Annotated in this window: 16 protein-coding genes; 9 read left to right on the top strand and 7 right to left on the bottom strand. The window is 62.9% G+C overall.

Translation table 11 applies throughout. The features are described from left to right. Positions 1–535: 535 nt before the first annotated feature. The 5 genes from clpB to AS156_RS24810 all read left to right on the top strand — a co-directional run bounded on the left by clpB (position 536) and on the right by AS156_RS24810 (position 5,780). Positions 536–3,148 (top strand): ATP-dependent chaperone ClpB, encoded by a 2,613-nt coding sequence (gene clpB / locus AS156_RS24830; protein WP_066509858.1) that lies wholly within the window; start codon positions 536–538, stop codon positions 3,146–3,148. Positions 3,149–3,241: 93 nt separating this feature from the next. After that, positions 3,242–3,514 carry a DUF2171 domain-containing protein gene (locus AS156_RS24825; RefSeq protein ID WP_066509857.1) on the top strand — a complete coding sequence of 91 codons (273 nt, stop codon included), beginning with the start codon at positions 3,242–3,244 and terminating at the stop codon, positions 3,512–3,514. Positions 3,515–3,632: 118 nt separating this feature from the next. Then, complete coding sequence (locus AS156_RS24820) at positions 3,633–4,688, top strand: Dyp-type peroxidase (RefSeq protein WP_066509855.1); 1,056 nt, start codon at positions 3,633–3,635, stop codon at positions 4,686–4,688. Further along, complete coding sequence (locus AS156_RS24815; protein WP_066509852.1) at positions 4,681–5,499, top strand: family 1 encapsulin nanocompartment shell protein; 819 nt, start codon at positions 4,681–4,683, stop codon at positions 5,497–5,499. The genes AS156_RS24820 and AS156_RS24815 overlap by 8 nt, the downstream gene beginning before the upstream one ends. Positions 5,500–5,585: 86 nt before the next feature. After that, positions 5,586–5,780, top strand: a complete 195-nt coding sequence (locus AS156_RS24810) for a hypothetical protein (RefSeq protein ID WP_066509849.1) — start codon at positions 5,586–5,588, stop codon at positions 5,778–5,780. A gap of 74 nt (positions 5,781–5,854) precedes the next feature. Here the strand turns inward: AS156_RS24810 and AS156_RS24805 are convergent, their stop codons facing one another. Together AS156_RS24805 and AS156_RS24800 are read right to left on the bottom strand one after the other, a co-directional pair. Beyond that, on the bottom strand, positions 5,855–6,496 hold the full coding sequence (locus AS156_RS24805; RefSeq protein ID WP_066509847.1) for an SGNH/GDSL hydrolase family protein: 642 nt from the start codon (positions 6,494–6,496) through the stop codon (positions 5,855–5,857). 83 nt (positions 6,497–6,579) lie between these two features. Further along, on the bottom strand, positions 6,580–7,869 hold the full coding sequence (locus AS156_RS24800; RefSeq protein ID WP_066509845.1) for an MFS transporter: 1,290 nt from the start codon (positions 7,867–7,869) through the stop codon (positions 6,580–6,582). A 122-nt stretch (positions 7,870–7,991) separates the two neighbouring features. Here AS156_RS24800 and AS156_RS24795 point away from each other — a divergent pair, with 122 nt between their 5' ends. Then, entirely contained in the window at positions 7,992–9,203 is a 1,212-nt protein-coding gene (locus tag AS156_RS24795) for an amidohydrolase family protein (protein ID WP_066509843.1), read from the top strand. Between the two features lie 92 nt (positions 9,204–9,295). Further along, positions 9,296–10,108 (top strand): aldolase, encoded by an 813-nt coding sequence (locus tag AS156_RS24790; RefSeq protein ID WP_066509840.1) that lies wholly within the window; start codon positions 9,296–9,298, stop codon positions 10,106–10,108. A 70-nt stretch (positions 10,109–10,178) separates the two neighbouring features. On the opposite strand, the gene AS156_RS24785 is transcribed toward AS156_RS24790, so the two are convergent. The 3 genes from AS156_RS24785 to AS156_RS24775 form a co-directional block, all read right to left on the bottom strand. Further along, the gene (locus AS156_RS24785) at positions 10,179–11,204 is read right to left on the bottom strand and encodes a glycoside hydrolase family 5 protein (RefSeq protein ID WP_066510066.1); all 1,026 of its coding nucleotides are present in this window, start codon (positions 11,202–11,204) and stop codon (positions 10,179–10,181) included. Positions 11,205–11,216: 12 nt separating this feature from the next. Beyond that, entirely contained in the window at positions 11,217–12,512 is a 1,296-nt protein-coding gene (locus tag AS156_RS24780) for an O-antigen ligase family protein (protein ID WP_066509836.1), read from the bottom strand. Between the two features lie 89 nt (positions 12,513–12,601). Continuing rightward, positions 12,602–13,621 carry a WecB/TagA/CpsF family glycosyltransferase gene (locus tag AS156_RS24775; RefSeq protein WP_347336644.1) on the bottom strand — a complete coding sequence of 340 codons (1,020 nt, stop codon included), beginning with the start codon at positions 13,619–13,621 and terminating at the stop codon, positions 12,602–12,604. A gap of 425 nt (positions 13,622–14,046) precedes the next feature. Here AS156_RS24775 and AS156_RS24770 point away from each other — a divergent pair, with 425 nt between their 5' ends. Next, positions 14,047–15,108: a GNAT family N-acetyltransferase gene (locus AS156_RS24770; RefSeq protein WP_245313046.1), complete on the top strand. Its 1,062-nt coding sequence runs from the start codon at positions 14,047–14,049 to the stop codon at positions 15,106–15,108. Between the two features lie 27 nt (positions 15,109–15,135). Here AS156_RS24770 and AS156_RS24765 read toward each other — a convergent pair whose 3' ends face one another. After that, entirely contained in the window at positions 15,136–16,356 is a 1,221-nt protein-coding gene (locus tag AS156_RS24765; protein ID WP_066509830.1) for an FAD-dependent oxidoreductase, read from the bottom strand. A 524-nt stretch (positions 16,357–16,880) separates the two neighbouring features. Here AS156_RS24765 and AS156_RS24760 point away from each other — a divergent pair. Next, positions 16,881–18,227 (top strand): lipopolysaccharide biosynthesis protein, encoded by a 1,347-nt coding sequence (locus AS156_RS24760; RefSeq protein ID WP_066509827.1) that lies wholly within the window; start codon positions 16,881–16,883, stop codon positions 18,225–18,227. Positions 18,228–18,257: 30 nt separating this feature from the next. On the opposite strand, the gene AS156_RS24755 is transcribed toward AS156_RS24760, so the two are convergent. Next, the gene (locus AS156_RS24755) at positions 18,258–20,336 is read right to left on the bottom strand and encodes a GumC family protein (RefSeq protein WP_066509825.1); all 2,079 of its coding nucleotides are present in this window, start codon (positions 20,334–20,336) and stop codon (positions 18,258–18,260) included.

The following is a 20,336-nucleotide window of genomic DNA, read 5'->3' as shown; positions in this document are numbered from 1 at the left end:
CTTGACGCGCGGCGCCGCGATTTGGTTCCCGGCCTGGCTGTTGGCTGGGTGATTGTCGTCAAACAAGGACAACAATCCTCTCCGATTATGCCTGATAACAATGCAGCCGGGATGGAGGTAATCCGCAGGCGCACCACGCCAGGGATCGCAGCCGCGGAGGCGTCAATTCTTGTGCCATTGTAATGATCCCGGCGATGACATCAGCGGAGACGCCGAAGCAGGCGCTTCGGCTCCTTCACCGGCCACACCGGCACCTGTGCCGAGATGCTGTGGTCAACACGGCCGTCGTTCCAATCGGTGAAGAGGAGCACTCGCACAGACCAATCACTGCTGACTTGCAGCAGCGGGACTTCGCGCATTGACTATCCCCTGAAAGGGTCACACGATGAGAGGACCATGCGCAAAACGTTGTCTTCCCGGTCGAAATGACCGAGAACGAATTTCAATTGATGTCATCATTCGGCCATCTGTCGGCGGCGCCAATGAAAGACATTGAGCTGCTCGTCCTGTTGCGTTGTTGCCTCGAGGTGCCACGATGAACGTAGAGAAATACACCGATCGCGTACGGGGATTCATCCAGTCGGCGCAATCGCTCGCGATGCGCGAGGGGCACCAGCAATTCTCCACGCTTCATATCCTGAAGGTGTTGCTCGACGACAGCGAAGGGCTGGCGGCGGGCCTGATCGACCGGGCAGGCGGAAATTCGCGTGCGATCCTCAAGGCCACCGAGGAAGCGCTGGCGAAGCTTCCGAAAGTGTCCGGCGCCGGTTCGGGGCAGATCTATCTGGCACCCGAGACCGCGCGCGCCTTCACCGCGGCCGAGCAGGCCGCAGACAAGGCCGGCGACAGCTTCGTCACCGTAGAGCGGCTGCTGCAGGCGCTCGCGGCCGACAAGGACAGCGAGGCGGGCAGACTGCTCGCAAAGGGTGGTGTCAGCCCGCAGAACCTGAACACGGCGATCAATGCGCTGCGCAAGGGCCGCACCGCCGACAGTGCGTCCGCCGAGAATGCCTATGATGCCCTGAAGAAATATGCCCGCGATCTCACGCAGGCCGCGCGCGATGGCAAGCTCGATCCTGTCATCGGCCGCGACGAGGAGATCCGCCGCACCATCCAGGTGCTGTCGCGACGGACCAAGAACAATCCCGTGCTGATCGGCGAACCCGGCGTCGGCAAGACCGCGATCGTCGAGGGCCTGGCGCTGCGCATCGTCAACGGCGACGTGCCGGAAAGCCTGGAGGACAAGGCCCTACTCGCGCTGGACCTCGGCGCGCTGATCGCCGGTGCGAAGTATCGCGGCGAGTTCGAGGAACGGCTCAAGGCGGTGCTGCAGGAAGTGACATCAGCCGCGGGCGGCATCATCCTGTTCATCGACGAGATGCATACGCTGATCGGTGCCGGCAAGGCTGACGGCGCGATGGATGCATCGAACCTGCTCAAGCCCGCGCTCGCCCGCGGCGAATTGCACTGCATCGGCGCGACCACGCTTGACGAATATCGCAAGCATGTCGAGAAGGACGCGGCCCTCGCCCGGCGTTTCCAGCCGGTATTCGTGTCGGAGCCGACGGTCGAGGACACGATCTCGATCCTGCGCGGCCTCAAGGACAAATACGAGCAGCATCACGGCGTCCGCATCGCGGATTCGGCGCTGGTCGCCGCCGCCACGCTGTCGAACCGCTACATCACCGACCGCTTCCTGCCCGACAAGGCCATCGACCTGATGGACGAGGCGGCGGCACGGCTGAAGATGCAGGTCGACTCCAAGCCCGAAGAGCTCGACTCGCTCGACCGCGAGATCATCCGGCTCAAGATCGAGCAGGAGGCGCTGAAGAAGGAGAGCGACCGCGGCTCCAGGAGCCGCCTCGAGACGCTTGAAAAAGACCTCACCGATCTCGAAAAGAAATCGGCAGACATGACGTCGAAGTGGCGAGCCGAGAAGAGCAAGCTCTCCGATGCGCAGAAGATGAAGAGCGAGCTCGAGCAACTGCGCACCGAACTCGCCAACGCGCAGCGCAAGGGCGAATTCCAGAAGGCGGGTGAACTGGCCTATGGCCGGATTCCGGAGCTCGAGAAGAAGCTCGCCGCCGTTGAGGCCAGCGAGACCGCATCGGCCAGCGAGACCGTGACTGCCGACAACATCGCGCAGGTGGTGTCGCGCTGGACCGGCGTGCCGGTCGACAAGATGCTGGAGGGCGAGAAGGACAAGCTGTTGCGCATGGAGGAGATGCTCGGCAAACGCGTCGTCGGCCAGGCCCCGGCCGTGCGCGCGGTGTCGACCGCCGTGCGCCGCGCCCGTGCCGGCCTGCAGGATCCCAACCGGCCGATCGGCTCCTTCATGTTCCTAGGCCCCACCGGCGTCGGCAAGACGGAGCTCGCCAAGGCGCTCGCCGAATATCTGTTCGACGACGAGACCGCGATGATTCGGCTCGACATGTCCGAATACATGGAGAAGCATTCGGTGGCGCGGCTGATCGGCGCCCCGCCCGGCTATGTCGGCTATGACGAGGGCGGCGCATTGACCGAAGCGGTGCGGCGCCGGCCCTACCAGGTCGTGCTGTTCGACGAGATCGAGAAGGCCCACCCCGATGTCTTCAACGTGTTGCTGCAGGTGCTCGACGACGGTCGTCTGACCGACGGGCAGGGCCGCACCGTCGACTTCCGCAATACGCTGATCATCATGACCTCGAACATCGGCGCCGAGTATCTCGTCAACCAGCCGGAAGGCCAGGATACCAGCGTGGTGCGCGACCAGGTGATGAACATGGTGCGGGCGCACTTCCGGCCCGAATTCCTCAATCGCATCGACGAGATCATCCTGTTCCACCGGCTGCAGAAGAGCGAGATGGGCCGGATCGTCGAGATCCAGTTCGCGCGCCTGCGCAAGCTGCTGGAGGATCGCAAGATCGAGCTTGAGCTCGATCCGAAGGCACGGGACTGGCTGGCGGACAAGGGATGGGATCCCGCTTACGGCGCCCGTCCGCTGAAGCGCGTGATCCAGCGCAGCGTGCAGGATCCGCTCGCCGAGATGATTCTCGCCGGTGATGTACGCGACGGCTCGGAGGTGAAGATCTCCGCGACCAAGGCGGGCCTCACCTTCAACGGCAGGAAGCCGGAGACCACCGGGGCGGACGAATTCGAATCGGCGTGAGACAAGTCCAGACAAGACCGAATGCGCACCGTGTCATCGCGGCGTCGCTTCTCGGCATCATAGGCAAGTTGCCCCTCAACCACGGAGGAACCCATGTCGGAGCTGAATATCAAGGACGGTATGGAGGTAATCGGCGCCGATGGCGTGCATATCGGCACCGTCGATCGCATCGAAGGCAAGCGCATCAAGCTCAAGAAGAGCGATAGCGGCGATGGGCGGCACAAGGGCCACCATCACTATGTCGAACTCGGCTTCGTCGCTGGTGTCGAAGGCAGCAAGGTTCGCCTCTCCGCCAATGCTGCGATTGCGGTGACGCTGGAGGAGGAGAAGTCCGGAAAGCCGGTCGGACCTTCAGCGGAAGCGTAGCAATTCGGGCCCTTGTAAAGGGTACGGTTGCGTGCTCCTCTCCTCGTTGTTCTCTGGGTCTACGCCGAGCGCCCCGCTCGCTGCAGTCGTGGAATAGTGGTTCAGTAAGGAGAGATGCTTGCCATCAGCCGTTCCGCAACCGGTCGCTGCGAAGCTGACGCGCGCCGCCATCTTCCTTGCCGTTACGATCAAGCCCGATCCGGAATATGACGCGGTGGTGCGCGCCCTGTGCGGCGATGTGGCGGCGCTGGTGCGCGCCGTCGGCTTCCGCGATCTCGAGGGCCGGCTGTCCTGCGTCATGGGCATAGGCTCCGGCGCATGGGACCGACTGTTCGGCGCGCCGAGACCGAAGGATCTGCACCCATTTCGCGAGATCAATGGCGTCCATCACGCGGTCGCGACGCCGGGAGACCTCCTCTTTCACATCCGCGCCGTGCCGATGGACCTGTGCTTCGAGCTGGCGACACAGATCGTGGCGCGGCTCGGCGACGCCGTCGCCACCGCGGATGAAGTGCACGGCTTCAAATATTTCGACGAGCGCGACCTGCTCGGCTTTGTCGACGGGACGGAGAACCCCGAGGATCAGGCGGCGGTCGACGCCACCATCATCGGCGACGAGGATCCGGCCTTTGCCGGCGGCAGCTATGTGATCGTGCAGAAGTACCTCCACGACATGACAAAGTGGAACGAGCTGCCGGTCGAGATGCAGGAGAAGATCATCGGCCGGACCAAGTTGTCCGATATCGAGCTGGACGATGCGGTGAAGCCGAGCTACGCGCACAACGCTTTGACCACGATCGTGGAGAACGGCGAGGAGCTCGATATCGTGCGCGACAACATGCCCTTCGGCAACATCAGCAAGGGCGAGTTCGGCACCTACTTCATAGGCTACGCCAAGTCGCCGCACCGGATCGAACAGATGCTCGAAAACATGTTCGTCGGCCGGCCGCCGGGCAATTACGACCGCCTGCTCGACTTCAGCCGCGCAGTGACCGGCACGCTGTACTTCATTCCATCGGCAACGGTCCTGGAAGATGCCGCGAACGCGGGACCCTCGCCCGCAGAGCCGACGCTGGACGACGACCAGGCCGACGATGCCCCGACACCAAAAATGCCGCCGTCCGATGGCTCGCTCGGTATCGGCTCACTGAAAGGAGACACTAGGCATGAATAATCTTCATCGGGGACTCGCCCCCATCTCTGACGCGGCCTGGGCCCAGATCGAAGAGGAAGCCTCCCGCACGCTGAAGCGCCATCTGGCGGCGCGCCGTGTGGTTGATGTCGACGGCCCAAAGGGCACCGACTTCTCCGCGGTCGGCACCGGCCATCTCAAGAAGATCACGACGCCGGGCGACGGGGTCGAGGCGACGCAGCGCGACGTCCGGGCACTCGTGGAGTTGCGCGTCCCCTTCGAGCTCACCCGTCAGGCGATCGACGATGTCGAGCGCGGCTCCAATGATTCCGACTGGGATCCGCTGAAGGACGCGGCGCGCAAGATCGCCTTCGTCGAAGACCGCGCCGTGTTCGACGGCTATGCCGCGGCAGGAATCCAGGGCATTCGCCAGGGCACCAGCAACCCCGTGTTGACGCTGCCGCCCAGCGTGAAGGGCTATCCCGGTGTGGTCGCGCAGGCGGTGAGCCAGTTGCGGCTGGCGGGTGTCAACGGCCCCTATTCGCTGCTGCTCGGCACCGAGCCCTACACCGCAATCGGCGGCGCGACCGACGACGGCTATCCGGTGCTGCAGCACATCCAGCGCCTCATCGACGGCAAGATCATCTGGGCGCCCGCGATCGAGGGCGGTGTCGTGCTGACCACCCGCGGCGGCGATTTCCAGCTCAGCATCGGCCAGGATCTGTCGATCGGATATCTCAGCCATTCGGCAACCGCCGTACAGCTCTATTTCCAGGAGACCGTCACTTTCCTGATGCTGACCAGCGAGGCATCCGTGGCGCTGGCCCCGGAAGCGAAGAAGAAGTCTGGCTGACGGCAGACGATCTCATGTCGTGGGGCGGCCACGCGCCGTCTCACGCCAGCGAATGCCGTCGAACGCGAACCGAGAGGAGGCACGTAATGCAAGAATACGATCTCTATCTCAATCCGCAGAAATCCTCGATCGGCCTCTACGTCCGCAAGGGGGCCGGCCTTCCCGATCTTGCCGACTCGAAGAACTGGATCTTCGACGGCACCGCCGCACAGGCCAGCCTGCCGCCCGCGCTGGTCAAGGAGATCGAAGCCAACGGCCACGCCTTCCGCGACATGAATTGAGGTGCCGGCACGGTTATCGAGTCTGCCGATCGGCTCGATCGGCAAAATCCCTTTGGGCGCGGTATTCGCTCTGTTCAGGACGCAAGGATGGCGACGACCTTCTCCGCCAGGGCCGCTCCCAGATCCGCATTGTTCTCGGCCGAGAAGTGGACGCCGTCGGCGCCGCCGGTCGAAATCACATCTCCCGCATCGAAGAACTCGACCTTCATGGCCTTGGCGAGCGCCCTGTATTCCGATGCCAGCGCGGTCATCTTTTCGCGGCCGCCTTCGAACATGCCCTCGAGCAAGGGGGCGATCCAGGCGGCCAGCGGAGGCGGCGCAACGATGAGCACCTTCGGCGCGGGATGGCTCGTCCCGGATGCCAGCACCTGCGTCACCAGTGTCGACATCCCGGCGGCGATTTCGTGCGGCGTGCGACGGTAGTCGCTCTTGGTGTCGTTGGTCCCAAGCAGGATGATGACGAGGTCGAGCGGACGGTAGTTCGCCAGCGCCGTCGGCAGATGGGCGGAGCCGTTCAACTGTGGATCGAAGGGATCGTCGATCGACGTCGTGCGCCCGCTCAACCCCTCCTCGATGATCTCGAAACCGGCGCCGAGCCTCTTCGCCATGACGCCGGTCCATCGCTGGTGGTACGGGAAGCGCGTGGACCAGGCCTCAGGCGCCACAACCCACCCCCAGGTCAGTGAATCGCCAAAGCACATGATACGCTTCGTCATCGGTACTCATCTCGCCGGATTTGGAACACCTGCTAGTGACCGTCGGTATCCACGCCACGGAGGCGCAGCATGTTTTGACAGATTCACTTCTCGCCAGCTTTGACGGGAGCCGTCTCGGGCATCATGCTCATCGCCACGAGGCCGACCGTCGCCGCGAGCAACAGATACCAGGACGGTGCCAGCGGATCTCCGGACACGTGAAGCAGCCACGTGACCACGAGCTGCGCGGTGCCTCCGAATGTCGCGATCGCGACCGCATAGATCGTTGCGAACACACCGCCGCGAATGTTCTGCGGCAAAGCTTCCGTGAAGTTCGCGTAGAACGCCGTGAACGGCAAGGACCCGATGAATGAGAGGACACCGAAGCCGAACAGCAACGACCATATGTCGGGTGATTGCACGATCCAGAGGAACGCCGGATAGGTCAGCACAAGCACGATTAGTTGCGGCCAGAACATCACCGGCTTGCGCCCCAGGCGATCGGCGAGCCAGCCGCCCAACACCGCACCTATGATCTGGAGGCCGTTACTCACCAGCGATACGCCAAACGCCAGCGACGACGACACGTGCAGGGTGTTCTTGGCGTAGGTCGTCATGTACTGGGTCACATAGGTCGAGATCGTGCCGCTGGCCAGGATCATCAGCGCCAGCACGATGACGCGGAGATGCCGGCGTGCCTGCGCGACATGACCGGAACTCTCGACATGCTCGGGAGCGGGCTCGCCGTGTGAAATGGTCTCCGGCAGCGTGCGGCGCATCCACAGGCCGAACGGCAGGCAGACGGCCCCGATCAGGAAAGCGATCCGCCAGCCATAGGCCTGGATCGCGTCCGGCGTCATCATGCTGCTCAGGATGACGCCGACCAGCGCGCCGGTGGTTGCCGCGATCTCCTGGCTAGCGGGCTGCCACGCCACCACCAGGCCGCGATGCTGCGGCGAAGCGATCTCGATCAGATAGGCCGTGGTCGGCCCGACCTCGCCGCCGAGCGCAAAGCCCTGCACCATGCGCGCCGCGATCACGATGACCGGCGCGGCCAAACCGATCGACTCATAGGATGGCGTAAGTGCGATGGTCAGGATTGCTATTCCCATCAGCGCAAAGCTGAGCAACATGGCCGGGCGACGCCCGACGCGGTCGGAATAGATGCCGAGCACGATGCCGCCGATCGGCCGGGTCAGAAAGCCGGCACCGAAGGTCGCAAGCGACAGCATCAGGCTGCCATATGCGCTATGCGCGGGGAAGAAGGTGTGGCCGATCTCGATCGCGAAGAAGCTGTAGGTAATGAAATCGTAGAATTCCAGCATGTTGCCAATGGTCGCGGCAAATGCCGCGCGTTGGACGCTGAATTCCTGCTTGCCCTGAATGTCCGGCAACGATCCCGATTCCTTGCGCTTCCGATCGCGCCGATATTATTCTCCCGGCGGTGTTAGGCAAGCACGCCACCCTTCCCGGGGCCAGCACGCGGGTTGCAATCAACAAAAAGGATGGAGACTTGATGCCGGCCGACAAACTCTTCGCCAATGCTCGCTTCGCCGATGGCTCGCATGGCAGCATGCTGGTCCGTGGCGGCCGCATCGTCGCGATCGGGAGTTCCGCGTATCGCTCCGCCGACGTCGATATCGTCGACCTTGACAACGCGCTTGTCGTTCCCGGCTTCGTCGAAGGGCACATCCATCTCGACACGAGCTTCTACGGCGATACGTGGCGGCCGCATCGGCCGTGCACGAACGGCTTCGACGTCCATGAGCGGGTGGCGTTTCAGGCCGAGAACCTGGCTCTCGCCGCTCCCATGGACGTCCGCGCGCGGAACCAGCTCGATCTCTGTATCGGGCACGGCACGACGCATATGCGCAGCCATGTCATGGTGGACGGCTCGGTGGGCCTGAAGTCACTGGAAACCATCCTTCGGGTCCGCGACGAATACCGGCACCTGATCGATATCCAGCTTGTCGCCTTCCCGCAAAGCGGGATCCTGAGCAGTCCTGGCACGCCGCAACTGCTCGACGAGGCGATCGAGCTCGGCGCGAACGTTGTCGGCGGCCTCGATCCCGCAAGCTTCGATCGCAATGTCGAAGGGCATCTCGACGTCGTCTTCGGCGTCGCGGAACGGCATGGCGTCGATGTCGACATTCATCTTCATGACCCCGGCATGCTCGGCGTTTTCGAAATCGAACAGATCGCGGCGCGCACGCGCGCCCTCGGCATGGAGGGCCGCGTGGCGGTCAGCCATGCCTACGCGCTCGGCGCGGTCCCGGCGGATACCCTGAAGAAGATCGCAGACGTCCTGGCGCGCGCGGGCGTAGCCATCATGACGAATGCGCCGGGCAGCCGGCCGTTTCCGCCGGTCGCTGCGCTCAGGGCCGCCGGCGTCATGGTGTTCGGCGGAAACGACAACATCCGGGATTCCTGGTGGCCGTATGGCGACGGCGACATGCTGGGCCGCGCGATGATGATCGGATACCGGTCGGGCTTCTACACCGACGACGAGCTCGCGACCGCCTTCGACCTGGTCACGGCGGCGGGTGCCAAAGCGCTCAGGTTCGACGATTACGGCCTCCGTGCCGGTGCCAAGGCGGACTTCGTGACGCTGAAAGCCGAGCACATCCAGGAAGCCGTCGTCGCGCGGCCTGCGGGCCGCTCCGTCTACAAGGGCGGCATGCTGACGGCGCGCGACAATCGCGTCATCAAGAATACCAGCCAAGCCTGATCCGACAAATTCCGGCTCGACCTCGACATTCCCATGATTGCGCTCTATGACCCCGCGATCCCTCCGACCGCAGGCAGACACAAGGATTCCACATGGCTCACGCCTTGAACCGCGATACCGATCAGGCCACGTCTGCCGAGACCGGACCGGTCGCGCCCAACCGCCCGGATTTCGATAGCGAAGCCGTGTGGAACGCGCGCGTCGATCTCGCGGCCTGCTTCCGCTTCGCCGCACGGCTCGGCATGCATGAAGGCATTTGCAACCACTTCTCAGCCGTCGTGCCGGGCTATGACGATCTCTTCCTCGTCAATCCGTACGGCTACGCCTTCAGCGAGCTCACCGCCTCGCAGCTCCTGATCTGCGATTTTCACGGCAATGTTCTGTCCGGACAGGGAACACCGGAGGCGACGGCCTTTTTCATCCATGCGCGGCTGCATCTGAAGGTGCCGCGGGCCAAGGTCGCCTTCCATACCCACATGCCGCACGCGACCGCGCTCTGCATGGTCGACGGTGAGCCCCTGGCATTTGCCGGCCAGACGTCGCTGAAGTTCTACGGCCGTACCAGGGTGGACCGCGACTACAATGGGCTTGCCCTCGACAGCACAGAGGGCGATCGCATCGCCGCTGCCGTCGGGGATGCCGGCGTGATCTTCATGAAGCATCACGGCGTCATGGTGCTCGGCAACACCGTCGCTGAAGCCTGGGATGACCTCTATTACCTCGAGCGCGCGTGCGAAGTGCAGTGCATCGCGATGTCGACGGGACGCCCGCTGGTCCCGGTTGCCCCCGACATTGCTGCGGCGACAGCGAATCAGATGCGCGAGGGCGACGCCTCCTCGGCACGGCAGCATCTCGAAAGCCTCAAGCGGATTCTCGATCGGGAGGAGCCGTCCTATCGAAGCTGAGCCTCAAGTCGGGCACGCATGGCTGCAGCCTCGATGACTTGCGATCTCGCTCGCAGGCCCGGCGACAGCCTCAGTGCGCGGAAGGGATGATCGCGCGCAAGGTGTCTTGTTTCCACGCCTGACGAGCGCCGTCGAACGCTGCGAAATCGTGATCGAACTGCCAGTAGGCCCATGCCCAGCCATGGCTCTCAGCGCTTCTCGCCACGAATGACAGATATCTGGTCCGGCTGTCCGAGGGCGCGCGCTCGTAAACGCCGAATTCGCCGAGATAGATCGGACGCCGCTCCCGCTCCGACCACAGACGGACCTTCTCGAAATCGGCAGTGACTTTGGCCTCGTCCTCTGCCGTGCCCCAGTTCAACGGACCGATCTTCGAGAATATCGGCGACCACGGCGCGCCCTGGTGCGTGAACCGGAGCGGCGCATAATAATGGAACGTCACGATCAGATCTCGGTCATCCGCCGGCAGCGCCAGCTCGTCGATCGGAGCCTCCTCGGTGTTCAGCACCGCGACAACGACCTTTCGCTCGGGATTCGCGGCGCGGATGATGACAAGGGATTCGCCGAGCAGCGAATTCCACTCGGCCGAGGTCATGTTTCCTCCGGGCTCATTCAGAATTTCAAAGACCAGCGCAGGATACTTCCCGGCATAGCGCGGTGCGACCTGCCGCCAGAATGCCTTGAGCTTCTCGGCGCATGTCGGAACGTCGCGCTGGCACAGCTCGGTATCGTGCTCGTCAAGAATGGGGATCAGGTTCCTGGCCAGCGCCTGTTCGATCACGAAGTCGAGCCGGCGCAAGACGGCTTCATCCAGGACGTTCCTGGAATCCATGTACTTGAATCCGAAGAAGTTGATCCTGACGTGGGAGAAGCCAGCCTTGCGAATGGCCGTGAGATTGTCGAGGCGGAATGGTGCATTCTGGTAACCCTCCCAGATGCCGTCATATCCGAGAATGTTGATACCGCGTCCCAGCGCCGCCACTCCCTGAGACGGACCGCGCTCCGCTGCACCGACCCGCGAAGCCAGCACGATAGAGAGAAATGCCAACAGCACCAGATTGAAGGCGCCTGGCCAGCGGGCGCGGATAACGGTCATTGCGGCTTCCACTCAGGATGGCTGTGAACTTGGCGACGGTACGGGCCTGCAAACCGCGAGAAAAAACGTAACCAGCAGCACCGCCGTAAACATCGTGGAACGGAGAAATGTCGTCTCCGTGAAGTTCGTCTGAAAGTTGAGGAACACGAAACCGATGATCAGGGCGCAATGAAAACGGTCGATCGCCCGCTCAGAGATAAGATAGAGCACCTTCTTCGAAAACAGGAAGATGCTCGCCATGAACAGCACGTAACCCACAAATCCCGTTTCGATGAGAACGGCGATGTAGCCGTTGTGGTAATTGTCCAGCACCCAGCCGTGACTCTGCTCGAAGTAATCGTAGATCGTCGGGTTGGTCCAGAACCCGTTGATGCCGAAGCCGAGCAACGGCGCATCATCGAAGTGACCGATGGCGTATTGCCAGATGAACGTTCGCTCCGTGAAATCGATCGTCGAATCGAAGACATGGATCGAATCATACCCGGTGACATAGAAATACAGGATCAGGACGAGGGCCGCGACGCACATGACGCAGGGCAGCACCGCATAGACCTTCATGCACCTGACCGACCACAAGGATGTCAACACGAGTGCGCAGGCAACCAGCGCAAGCGCGCCGGCGCCGCGCGACTCCGACAGCAATACGCAGGTTGCGGCGAGCAGGAAGGTGACGAGGAAAGGAAGCCACGCCTGTCCGGTTATCTTTCGATAACACGCGAAGAACATGAGATAGGTTCCCGCGAAGCCCAGGGTCTGCTTCGAATCGAACACGCCCTGCCATTGGCCATTATGCATCCAGGTATGATCGATCCCGATATCCGGAACGAACACGGCACAAAGCACCGAGGCCGCAATCAGGACGAACAGGCCCCGAGCCGTCGCCTTGACGAGGTCGTCGATTTCAACGCGGGTGATGAGGCAGAATGCGCCGAAGGTCGTGATCGCCAGCGCCGCGGCCTTCATGAAGGCGGCAAGACTGAGATTGGTCCAAAGCACGGAGATCGTGGCAAAGCTGTAGAATGCGACGATCGCGAGCGTGTCCAGGTTGAACGCCAGCCGCAGGCACGGACGCACGAACGCGCTGGCGTAGATCAGCACGCCCCACATCAGAAGCGCGACGGATTGCTGCAGATAGGTCTGCTCCGGCGCCAGCAGGCCCGCGTTGAGCGTCCCCATCGACATGACCACGTTGATGGTGATCGACCAACTGATGACCGTCTTTGCGACGTTCTCCGCTTCGAGGCTGCAAGGTTGCCAGACCGCGCTGTCGGCCGTCTCCCACCCCATCTCGGTTCGCGCTCTGGTCATCGGTCGAGCTTCATCAGGCACGGTTAACGAATTGCTGCCCCGGCCGGCCCGGCCGGAACATACGGGTCATACGCGAGCCCGCGTGCCCTTCAGTCCCGCTTGGATTGCGAGGCTCGGGTGCGGTTGAACAACAGATAGAGGGCATGCGGGTTCGTGGTCAGGTAGCGCCAGAACAGCCGGCGCGGCTCGAGCCAAAGACGCCAGGCCCATTCCAGTCCCAGGCTTTGCATCCAGTTCGGCGCGCGCGGCCGGCTGCCCGACAGGAAGTTGAACAGCCCGCCTGACGTCTTGATGACGCCGACATTGGCAAGCCGCGGCATGAATTCCTCGACGAACGCCTGCTCGTACGGCACGCCAAGCGCAACCCAGAGAAAGTCCGGGGCCAGCGCGTTGATCTCGTCGACCTTGGCTCGCAGCGCATCGCCGCGCAGGTAGCCATGCGAATGACCGACGATTTTGAGCTTCGGATAGATCCTGCGGACGTTGGTCACCGCGGCTTCGTTCTCCGCTTCATCGGCGCCGAATAGATAGAAGGTCAACCCGAGGTCCTGCGCCTTGCGCGCGACGATATGAAACAGGTCGGTCGTCGCTACGCGCTCGGGCAGCGGCTTTTGCGACCGGAGCTTCGACATCATGACCAGCGGCTGCCCGTCGGCATTGATCAGATCGGCGGAGCGAAACAGCTTGTCGGTCATCGGCTCGGTCGAGCACCGTGACAGCACCTCACCGTTGGCAGAAGTCAGGTACAACGGCCGGCTGATGACGCGCCGGCGCGGAAACACCATGTCGATCATGAAGTCGGCCGTCTGCTCGAGGTCGAGCACGGCAAGCCGCAGCCCGCCCACGGTCTCCCGCGCGACGCTTGCGGTCGCGGCCCTGCCGAGGGGGTTGGCGCGACGTTCATGCGTATTGGGCCGCTCGCTCGGCACCGGCACCAGTGCGGGGATATCCGCCGACGGCTTCAGCTGCGCGTAGCGTGACGTGTTGCAAATTCGGACAGGCGGGGCAGCCCGGCCGGAATTGATACGCCGGGTGCAGTCGCGGTCGGGTTGCGCGGATGAATTTTCGTAGAAAACACGAGCGTTCTGACTGTCACTCAACATGTTCACCAAAGGCTCCAATACGTACGAGCCCCGAAGTGCAATATCCGGTCCAGCTCGCACGCATTGGTTCTTGCAGAGGCCGCTGACCGATGGTCAACGGTTCGTTAACGATGGCGACCTGAATGGAAGGCCATGCGACCGGCGGCGGCCGCCTAGAGGCAGAGCAACCGACACAGCCGCAATCCCGCTCCGCGGCTCGGCCGTCCGATCATGCAGCTTCGCGATCGGCGCAACGACGCATGCATTATATTAATACAAATCGCATTCCGCCGCTGCCCGAACCGATCTGCCTTTGCTATAAGGGCGCGGCGCCGGCTCGGGCGGTGCTTTTGAAATTACCGGTTGTCTGGTCTCACATGAATAAGAACAGTGATGCGTTCGATGTCTGCATCGACGGCGCATTCAATTTTTTGTCTCAAGAATACTTGGAATTGTTCAGGGACTCGGACGCCACAGCCTTTCAACATCCCCTGTGGCTGGACAGCCTCTATCGCAAGCTCGCCCCCGTCATGGCGGCGAGGCCGCTGATTGTCGTCGTTCGCCATCGCGCAACGGGCGCCCTTGCCGCGGTGCTGCCGCTGCTCCGGGTACGGCGCGGGCCCCTGCGGATGATCGAATTCGCAGACCTCCGCGTGTCGGACTACCTTGCGCCCGTCTGTACCGTCGACACATTCGCAGCCTTGCTTCAGGACCAGAATGTCCACACGAAGCTTCGTCAACTCGTCAGGCCGTTCGACCTTTTGCGCTTGCCGAAACTGCCTGATGCGCGCATGCCGATCGAAAATCTTCTTGGCGCACCTCGCCGGGTCACCACGGATTCGAATTCGTATGCAACGGTTCTCACCGCACCGTTCGAACGATGGCAGGCCAACGCGCTCAATCCGTCCTACCGAAAAGAACTCGCAAAGAAGTGGCGCCAGGTTCAGAAGAAGGGCACGCTGACCTTCGCGAGTTGCGCGGACAGCGCTTCCATCCTGGAGGCGATGGAGGCGATGAAGAAGTTTCGCGGCCCGCGCTTTCAGGCCCAGGGCGACGGCGATCTGCTGCAACGTCCCGAATATTTCGACTTCTACGCCGACGTGGCGGTACGCGGACTCGGCTCGCTTGTCCGGCTATACGTCATGAAGATGGACGGCAATGTGATTGCGACCGTGCTCGGCCTGTCGCATCGTGACAGCTACCTCATCCTGATGACGGCCTTCGACATCGAGGGATACAAGAGCCAGTCGATCGGCGCGCTGACGTTCGAACAGGTCGCAAAGGCGTGTATCGAGCGCGGCGATCATGTCCTCGATTTCACCATCGGAGACGAGCCGTACAAGAAGCTGTTCGGTGGCCAGCCGTCGCCGATGTCGTCCGTGACGCAGGCCGGCAGCGCCGTCGGGTCCGTCGCGATGTTCGCGCTGAAACAGGCGCCCTGGATCAAGCAGGCGGTCAAGCGAATGGCTGATTTCAGGGGCGCGCCGGTCCGGACCTCGACCGACGCGCGTTAGCAGGGCCGCATCAGGGCCCTGTCCCGACTACCTGAGCGCGCTGCGGACACGCGCGATCCAACCGGGCCTGATCCGGTCCACCCGGTGAGTGATGCTCCGTCGCAGGAAATGCAGCCTCCGCTGCACGTTCCATCGAATGTCCGTGCTCGAGGCCAGCGCCTGGCGAAAGTGCGCCACTTGCAGCGAGCGCTGGTCGGCCGCGATCTTGTCCGGATCGGAATAGAATTGCGAGATCTTCTCGATGCCCATGCCGTCGGTCTCAAGCCAATGCGGGACGTACTCCGTGCAGAGGCGCTCGACGTCCATCAGCAGACGGCTTACGCCGGTCCCGGCGGCAGGACAGTTGGTCTGAAACGCATCGCCGACCACCACGATACCCGGCTGCACGTGACCTTCGATCACGGACAGGTCCATGACCCAGTTCTGCACCTGATCGATAACGCGGAATTCACCGACATAATGCTGCAATCCCGGCATCAGGCGAAATAGCGTCGCCTTGGTATCCCGCCGCAGCTCGCGCATGATCGGATCGTTCGGGTCGCGGAACAGGAACAGGTTTGCCCGCATGCCGTCCGGGACTGGAAACAGGTTGAGATAGTCGACGCCGTCGGTCGTCCGCCCTCCGTAGCAGGTGAGCGACTCGAAGTCGAACGGCGCGTCCTCCGGCGCCGCAATCGAGAAACCGAATGAAACCGAATGGCGCGCGGCAAGCACCCGCCGCGTCATTCCGAGATTGTATCCGAGTGCTCCCGCCATGCCGGTCGCCAGAACGACCAGACGTGACGTGACGCGTTTTCCGGACGCCAGCTGCAAATGTTGAAGGTCTGCGCTGCAATTGATGCCGGTGACCTCATCGCGGATGAAGCTGGACGAATCCGGCAGGAGACGCCGGGCTGTGGCAACCAGGTCGGAATAGCGAATCCCGTAGGCGCGGCGGACGCTGACATCGACCACCTTGCCTTCCCTGATATTGAGCACCCGGTCGAAGGTGGACGAGGCGGCTTCGATATCGCCGAGGAAGCCGAGCCGGCGAAAGATCTCGACCTGCGTGCCGGCGATCTTCTCGACGCGAAATTCATGTGGAGGGACCGTACGCTTGTCGATCAGGACAACGCGGTAGCCGGCCCGGGCGAGCACGGCGCCGGCGAGTGAGCCGGTCAACCCGGCGCCGATAATGGCAACATCGGTTTCGATAGTTTCGGCGTCGTCTGCCTTGATCGGCTTTGTCGTGCTCGGGTCGGCGGTCATGCGGTCCACTCCAACGGCTGATGCCGGCGGGACTGCAATTCTCTTGCCGACCGCATCCCTCCTCCCGAACCAGTCTGGCGCGTTCCGCCATTGAGGTTAACGGCAGCCCATGAAACCTGGCGGATGGCAGCGCGGCACAGGCCTTGCACGATGGGTATCATGAAAACCCGTTTTCTCGTGACCAGGCAGCGGAATGAGCGATCGTTTGCTGCCGGATCGATGGCTCCAATCGAGCCCTGGAGAGCCACGATATCGTGCCGGTGATGCGCAGACAGGGCCCTGCCCCGCTTCATTCACGCGACCATGCCGGCCGCGAGGGCGCAGCTGCGCCTGCTTCATTTGGAGACAGCACGGGCGGATGCGTTTCGGAATGGAGCAAGGCGACCGGTTCACACTTGAACACAGATCCGACCGGCAAGAAGGAACTGAATCTTAGCAACCGAACGTTAACACTCCCCGCTCCACCGAGTGCTAGGCCTGAACAGCTTGGCAGTGTCTCGGAAGGAGAAAGGTCCCTCGCCTTCATGTTTGGCTCTCTTCTCCAGCTGATGCGGCGCGACGTGACGCGCGGCGTTGCCGGGACCATCCTTCTCAAGGTTGGCAGCGGCGGGCTTGCGTTCGCATTGTTCTCGCTGGCGGCGAGAACAATGTCGGCCGACGCATTTGGAGATTTTGCGACCTGGCTGTCGATCGCCCAGATCGCATCGGTGGTGGGCCTGATCGGCCAGGAATTGCTGCTGGTTCGATTCCTCAACGAGTACGACGTCGGAGGCCGGACCGATCTCACCAAGGGCGTGCTGCTATCGAGCCTGAAGGGTTCGGCGATCGCCGTGCTGATCTCGATCTCCGCCGTCGCGGCGGTGGCATATATTCGCGGCGAGTGGTGGCTGATGATCCTGTCGATCTCGGCGTTTACAGCCGTCAATGCCGGCCTGATGCTCGGCAGCCAGATCGCGCGATCCCTGGTCAGCATCCTGATGGGGGAAGGCAACCGGGAGTTCTTCTGGCGCGTTGCCGTCGTCCTGTTTCTGATCGCGATCCTGTTCGGTCATCGGCAGCTCACCCCCGCCGAATTGATCACCGCGATGGCAGTCGCAATGTCCGCAGGGCTGCTCGTGCAGATCGTCTCGATCGTCCGCGTTCTCCCAAACCTGCGCGACGTGACCGCGCGCTTCGAGAAGGCCCGCTGGCGAACGAGCGCATTTCGCTTCTGGCTCTCCTCGATCCTCGAGGCGGCAAACCAGTATTTCGACGTCATCATCGTTTACTGGATGCTGGATCCCGCAACGGCCGGCGTCTATTTCGCCGCCTCACGACTGGCGAACCTCTTCGCCATGCTGTCGGCCGCGCTCTATACGTTCGGCGCGCGCCGGCTCCCATCGCTGTATTTCAGCAAGAGCCACCGTGAGCTCGAGCATACCTTGAAGCTCATGGCGGAGGTGACCGCGCTGTGCGTCTTCACCGGGCTATTCCTCGTCTGGGTCGGAGCGCCCCATCTTCTCGGCCTGTTCGGACCGCATTTCGTCACTCAGCAATGGGTGTTGATCGTGCTTGCTATAGGCACGGCGTTCCAGGCGGCAGGCGGCCCGGCCGCCGCGATCTTGCAGTTGACCGGCCACGAGCGCGAATACGTCCCTGTCGTTGCCGCCAACGTGGCGTTACGGCTTATCGGGTTTATCGTCCTGATCCCCTGGCTCGGCGTGCTTGGCGCCGCCATTTCGGCTACTGCGTCGCTCGCGCTCGCCACGATCGCACTCAACGTGCTGTGCCGCAGGCGAACCGGCCTCGACCCGTCCATTCTGGCGCTTGCTCACTTCTCGTCGGGCAAGGCGGATACCTACGCGGTCCGTACTGCTGACTCAAACGACTAGACGGTTCAGTCGGCGCGCGGCGATCTGCGCTCAGCTCGCCAACGCGTCGGTTTGAGCGGCGCGCGCGGCCGAGTTTGCCGCTACGCGATTGAACACAAGGGCTGTCGGCACCGTGCCTGATTTCGACAGGTCCGCTCTCGCCTTGCGTAAGGCGTCCGCATTGGTCGGGCCGTCACGAACCACCAGGATGACCAGATCGGCGTAGGCGGCCAGCGCAGCGGCGTCCGGCCGGGCGGCAAAAGCCGACGCGTCAACAATGATGAGGCCGAAATCGGAACGGATATCGTCCGGCGGCAGCGGCTGGTTCTTCCTGCTGGCGCCCAGGAGCTCATCGATGGAACGGAGGTCTGACTTGACGATGCCGGACGCCTGCGTCGCGGACGTCGCATCGGACGAATTCTGCTCCATCTCGATCAGGACGCTGAGCATGCCGCTCTTCACGGCAGACCGATTGAGCGATCGCGCAACCGTGCTGCCGCCTGCGCCGGCCTCGGCCGACAACACAAGCGCGACCTTGCCGTGCGGGCCCGGAAGCTCCTCGATCGTCTCGATCACGCGCTGCAGATGCCGACTAAGGTCGGGCTCGGCCGTGCTGACGATCGGGGTCTGCCAGACGGTTCTGACGGAATCCGGTGACGCCAGATTGGGAATCCGGGCCAGGACCGGAAGCCCCGGCGGCAATTCCGGCTGCAACGCGGGTGAATCCGCGCGACGAAACTCCGGACCACCTTTCGACGGAAGCAGCTTCAGGCCCGGAGCGGCGACAATGGCCGTCGACATCAGCAGCGAGACAATCGCGAGCGCGGCGAGGAGCAAGGGAAGCGGTGGAAGGGTGGAGCGCACCGGCGGCGTGGCGGGCGAAGCGACCTTGGTCTGCGAGTTCTGCAGCAGGCGCTGCTCATCGGTCGTCTTGTACCGCGACAGGAACTGCTCATAGATATTCTTGTTGGCGTCCGCATCCCGCTGCAGCTCCTGCAGCTTGACCTGTGCCTGGCCATCAACCAAGATTTGCGATTCCGCCGCCTTCAACTGATCTTCGAGACTCTTCTGCTGGTCGTGCTGCGCCTCGTATTCCGATTTCGCGGTCTCGATGTTCTTCTTGCGCTCGACGTCGATCTGCCGGTTCAGATCGTTCAACTGGCTGTACGATATGATGAGATCGGGATGACGGTCGCCAAGGACCGCGCGCTTTTGCGCGATCTGATCGTTGAGCGCCGCGCGCTGCGTCCGCAACGCGCTCAGGAGATCCTGCTTGACCGGACCGTCGACATTCGCCTTGAGGTCGCGCTGCGCCTGCTCGTAGCGCGCCTTGGCATCCTCGGTGCGGGCGCGCGCGCCGGCAACCTGTTGCGTCAGCTCGGTGACACGCAATTGCTGCGTTGTCGATTCCCTGCCGGCATTCACGATCCGGTGCTCGAGCTTGAAGGCGGCGACGGCATCCTCCGACGCCCTCAACCGGTCGTTCAGCGTCTTGAGCCGGCTCTTCAGCCAGTCGGCGGCCTCGTCAGTGGCCACCACGCGGGTCCCGCGTTGATTGGCCACGAACGCCTCGGCCACAGCGTTGGCATAGTACGCGGCGCGCTGCGGATTGTTCGACGTGAACTTGATGGCAATAACGTAGGTGAGCCCGCGGCGGGAGATATCGAGCCGGCTGCGGAACTTATCGAGCAGGCGCGTGGTCTCGGTCTTGCCGCCGGCGATGTCTTCATCGTCCGCGATCTTGAGCTGATCGATCAGCGGCCGCAGAAATCCATCGGATTTGGCGATCTCAACAAGGCTCTGAAGCGCGGCGGCGTCCTGGCCGATTCCCGGCAGCACGTCCTGATCCGTGGTCACGCGCTGCTCACGCGGATCCACGACGACCAGCGCGGTTGCCGCGTAGCGAAGCGGAACAAGCAGCAAGATGATGATACCGACGGCAAAGATCACCGACGCCAGTCCCAAAATGCGTCGGCCATTTTCGCGCAGAAAGGAAATAGTACCGGAGAGAGTCAGCACGCCCGTGGCGGCTTCGGCTGCGGCCTTCCGAGCTGAGGCAGTGGTTTCCCACGACGCTGCAGGATCCGTTGGATCGGACCGTCTCAGGCCTAAGCGACGACCGAACATCAT

It is taken from the genome of Bradyrhizobium macuxiense, assembly GCF_001542415.1.
Taxonomy (GTDB): Bacteria; Pseudomonadota; Alphaproteobacteria; order Rhizobiales; family Xanthobacteraceae; genus Bradyrhizobium; species Bradyrhizobium macuxiense.
The sequence above is the reverse complement of the archived record's forward strand: the minus strand, read 5'-3'. Positions and strand labels throughout refer to the sequence as shown.